A 3,860-nucleotide genomic window follows, 5' to 3' on the forward strand; every position below is an offset into this window, starting at 1 on the left:
GTCCAGCGAGATCCGGATCGAGTATTCGGATGCCCGCGGCGAGAAGATCGATTGGGGCAAAAAAACGATCAAGGATACGCAGTCGTTCCCGGTTGAGGTCGTGCTCGGGCCGAATACGGAAGCGGTCGTTACCGTTTACCGCGACGGTAAATTCACCGATTCGTTCCCGATTACGTACGACGAGGCGAAAAACGGCGGCGCAGGCAATTCGGCGGCGGTGCCGGGCATGACGCAGGAACAGCCCGTCGAGCCTTCGGCGGATCAACCGCCGGCCGAACAGCCTGCTCAGCAATCGGCGCAATCCGGAGTTAACGGGGGGCGGCAACCATGAGCAGCGGGAGGACTGAGCCACTCACCGGAACCATCGTGAAAGCGTTAAGCGGTTATTATTACGTCTATCCCGACGGGCGTGGGAATGATTCGGTCAGCGACCCGATCCAATGCCGCGCTCGCGGCATATTCAAGAAAAAAGGGCTGACCCCGCTCGTGGGGGACGAGGTCATCTACAGTGTCGCGGAGACCGGCGAGGGCACGGTCGAAGAGCTGCTGCCGCGCAGCTCGGAGCTTGTCCGCCCGCCTGTCGCCAATATCGAGCTGGCCGTACTCGTGTTTTCCGTCACGGAGCCTGCGCTGAATCTGCAGCTTTTGGACAAATTTCTGGCGCATATCGAGCATGCGGAGATGGAACCGATGCTCTGTCTCAGCAAAAGCGATCTGGCGGAACAGTCGGAACAGACGGCGCGGGAGGAATCGGCGGAGGCCAGAGCGGCGCTCGCGGAAGTTAAGCGGATTTATGCGCCGATCGGCTACGATATCGTCGTGACCAGCTCGCGCAAGGGAGATGGAACGGGCGTGCTGCTCGAGCGCCTGCGCGGACGCCGGTCGGTGTTCGCCGGCCAATCGGGCGTCGGGAAGTCCTCGCTGCTAAACGCGCTCGTGCCCGGCCTGACGCTGGAGACGAACGCTATCAGCGCCAGGCTTGGGCGGGGCAAGCATACAACGCGCCACTGCGAGCTGATCGCGATCGGCGACGGAGGCTATGTGGCGGACACGCCGGGCTTCAGCCAGCTTGATTTCCAGGAGCTCGGGATCGAAGAGCTGGGTTATTGCTTCCGCGAATTCCGGGCGCTCCTGCCGGATTGCAAGTTCCGCGGCTGCACCCATGTTCACGAGCCGGGCTGCGCCGTAACTGCCGCTTTGGCAGCGGGTGAGGTGGCGCAAAGCCGCTATGACAATTATGTGCAGTTTTTGGGAGAAATGAAGGAGAAAAAGCGGAGGTACTGACATGACGATTATCGCACCGTCGATTCTATCCGCCGATTTCGGGCGGCTGGCCGACGAGATTGCCGACGCCGACCGGAGCGGGGGCGATTGGATTCATGTGGACATCATGGACGGGCATTTCGTGCCGAACCTCACATTCGGACCAGTCGTGATGGGCGCGGTGCGGCAGGCTACCAAGCTGCCGTTCGACGTCCATCTGATGATTCAGGAGCCGGAACGGTATATCGCCGATTTCGTGAGGGCCGGCGCGGACCGGATCACGGTACACGCCGAGGCGTGCGTTCATTTGCACCGCGTGATCCATATGATTAAGGAGCAGGGGATTCCCGCCGGCGTGGCGCTCAATCCCGCGACTCCGCTTAACGCCGTCAAGCATGTGCTGGAGGATCTTGATCTGGTGCTGTGCATGACCGTCAATCCGGGTTTCGGCGGACAGGCGTTCATTCCGGCCGTACTTCCCAAGCTGCGGGAGCTTCGGCGCATGGTTGAAGCGCGCGGCCTGGACGGCTTCCTTATCCAGGTGGACGGCGGCATCAACAAGGAAACGGCGCCGCTGGTTAAGGAAGCGGGAGCGGATGTGCTCGTTGCCGGGAACGCCGTATTCGCGCACCCCGACCGCGCCGCCGCGATCGCCGAGCTTCGATGAGAGCAGCGCGGGAATAGGACAAATCGACAATGCATAGGATGGTTACATGAGTGCGGATCTCGTGTAACCATTTTTGTCGTATGCGTATAGACTGGAGTGGAACCGCGTAAATGCCGATGAGCGCGCCTAAGGAGGGAAGGAGCATGAAATTTTACACGATCAAGCTGCCGAAATTTTTGGGTGGTTTCGTCAAAGCGATTTTAAATACATTCCAGAAGAACTAGCAGCCTCCGGCCGCCTGCCGATCGGGATTACGCAGAGCCCTGCAGCAGCCTGGAAACGAAAAAAGCACCTGATGGCATCAGGTGCTTTTTCTCACGGGCCGTGAAGACCGTATTAAACGCGGGTAAGTTTCCCGGATTTCAACGCACGGGTGCTGACCCATACGCGTTTCGGCTTACCGTCTACGAGGATGCGAACCTTTTGTACGTTAACGCCCCAAGTCCGGCGGTTTTTGTTGTTGGCATGAGAAACGTGGTTGCCACTGCCGGGCGCTTTACCCGTTACGAAACATTTGCGAGACATGAAATACACCTCCTTCAAAAAACTTCCGTTCAATCAGGACATAGAAACACACACTCGAATAGTTTAGCACAGCCTAAGGCGAAAAGCCATACCGACTTTACGTCATACCGACTTTACGTCAAATTTCGCTCTCTGCCGCCGCCTGTCCATGCTCGTCTGGCCCGTACCGCCGGAACCCGACAAAACGGCGAAAAGACGGAGCGCACGTCGGAAAGCCCACGCAACGGTTGCGCTTGCGGGAAAAAATGAACGTATAAAGACGAAAATTAAAGAATTTGTTGAAAAATCGCCGAATTCCCTTAATTTTATTTGAGTTATTCAGGCACGGAACTTATAATTATGATAGTCCAACAACCTTTACGCAAGGAGTGAGCACCCATGCCGTTGCAGTTTAACATGGAGCTAGGAAACGTATTTGTTACAGACAATGTCATCTCGGTCATCGCCGGATCTGCCGCCATGGAGTGTTTTGGACTAGTCGGAATGGCCACGCGCAAGCAACTGAAGGACGGGATCGCCGAACTGCTCGGCCGTGAAAATCTTTCGCGCGGCGTTGAAGTGCGCCGGGAAAACGAAGAACTGCACATTGACTTGTACATCATCGTCAGCTATGGAACCAAAATATCGGAAGTGGCGCACAATATTCAGTCCAAGGTCAAGTACGTGCTGAATGATGTGGTAGGCCTGCATGTGGATCATGTCCATATTTTCGTCCAAGGCGTACGTGTATCTCGGTAGGGGGGTCTCTGGTGAGTAACCGCTTGTTGAACGGAACGGATTTTATGCAAATGGCGATCCTCGGCGCGGCTGTATTGGAGCGCAACGCGGAGCGGATAAACGCCTTGAATGTATTTCCTGTGCCTGACGGCGATACGGGAACGAATATGAATTTAACGATGAAATCGGGGGCGAACGAGCTGCAAGGCCGTCCGTCCGTCTCTTTGGGTAAAGCGGCAGAAGCGCTTTCAAAAGGGTTGCTGATGGGCGCTCGCGGCAACTCTGGCGTCATTCTGTCCCAGCTGTTCCGCGGCTTCTCGCGGAGCGTGGCGGGCATGGAAGAAGCGGGTCCTGTTCAGTTTGCGGCCGCGCTGCAGCTTGGTGTGGATACGGCGTACAAGTCGGTCGTCAAGCCGGTGGAGGGCACGATTCTGACAGTCGCCCGCGAAGCGGCGAAGCATGCGGTACATATCGCGCGGCGTACGCCCGACGTGGAAACGCTGATGAACGAGGTGCTCGCCAAAGCGCAGGAGACGCTTCTTCGGACGCCGGACATGCTTCCGGTTCTGAAGCAGGTCGGCGTCGTCGACTCCGGCGGTCAGGGGCTTGTCTGCATCTATGAAGGCTTCGTTCAATTTCTGTCGGGCGCGGCAGGCGCGGATTATGCGCTGCCCCCGGCTTCGGCGGC

General features: G+C 57.7%; 6 protein-coding genes and 1 pseudogene. 6 read left to right on the top strand and 1 reads right to left on the bottom strand.

Features of this window, described 5'->3' with window-relative positions; all coding sequences use genetic code 11:
• From BG52_RS11265 to spoVM, 4 genes and pseudogenes are all read left to right on the top strand, one after another.
• A pseudogene (locus BG52_RS11265) lies at positions 1-331 on the top strand (Stk1 family PASTA domain-containing Ser/Thr kinase); the annotation flags it as partial.
• Complete coding sequence (rsgA, locus tag BG52_RS11270; protein WP_036580649.1) at positions 328-1,284, top strand: ribosome small subunit-dependent GTPase A; 957 nt, start codon at positions 328-330, stop codon at positions 1,282-1,284. The pseudogene BG52_RS11265 and the gene rsgA, both read left to right, overlap by 4 nt.
• A gap of 1 nt (position 1,285) precedes the next feature.
• Positions 1,286-1,930, top strand: coding sequence for a ribulose-phosphate 3-epimerase (gene rpe / locus BG52_RS11275; protein WP_036580651.1), 645 nt, complete (start codon positions 1,286-1,288; stop codon positions 1,928-1,930).
• A 143-nt stretch (positions 1,931-2,073) separates the two neighbouring features.
• Complete coding sequence (gene spoVM, locus BG52_RS11280; RefSeq protein ID WP_010345573.1) at positions 2,074-2,154, top strand: stage V sporulation protein SpoVM; 81 nt, start codon at positions 2,074-2,076, stop codon at positions 2,152-2,154.
• Positions 2,155-2,266: 112 nt separating this feature from the next.
• Here spoVM and rpmB read toward each other — a convergent pair whose 3' ends face one another.
• Positions 2,267-2,455, bottom strand: coding sequence for a 50S ribosomal protein L28 (rpmB, locus tag BG52_RS11285; protein ID WP_036580655.1), 189 nt, complete (start codon positions 2,453-2,455; stop codon positions 2,267-2,269).
• A 378-nt stretch (positions 2,456-2,833) separates the two neighbouring features.
• Here rpmB and BG52_RS11290 point away from each other — a divergent pair, with 378 nt between their 5' ends.
• Both BG52_RS11290 and BG52_RS11295 read left to right on the top strand, forming a co-directional pair.
• Entirely contained in the window at positions 2,834-3,193 is a 360-nt protein-coding gene (locus BG52_RS11290) for an Asp23/Gls24 family envelope stress response protein (RefSeq protein ID WP_036580659.1), read from the top strand.
• A gap of 11 nt (positions 3,194-3,204) precedes the next feature.
• Positions 3,205-3,860, top strand: a 656-nt coding sequence (locus BG52_RS11295; protein WP_223298994.1) for a DAK2 domain-containing protein, incomplete at its 3' end; no start/stop codon positions are given.

The sequence above is a fragment of the Paenibacillus darwinianus genome (assembly GCF_000598065.1).
Classification (GTDB): Bacteria; Bacillota; Bacilli; order Paenibacillales; family Paenibacillaceae; genus Paenibacillus_I; species Paenibacillus_I darwinianus.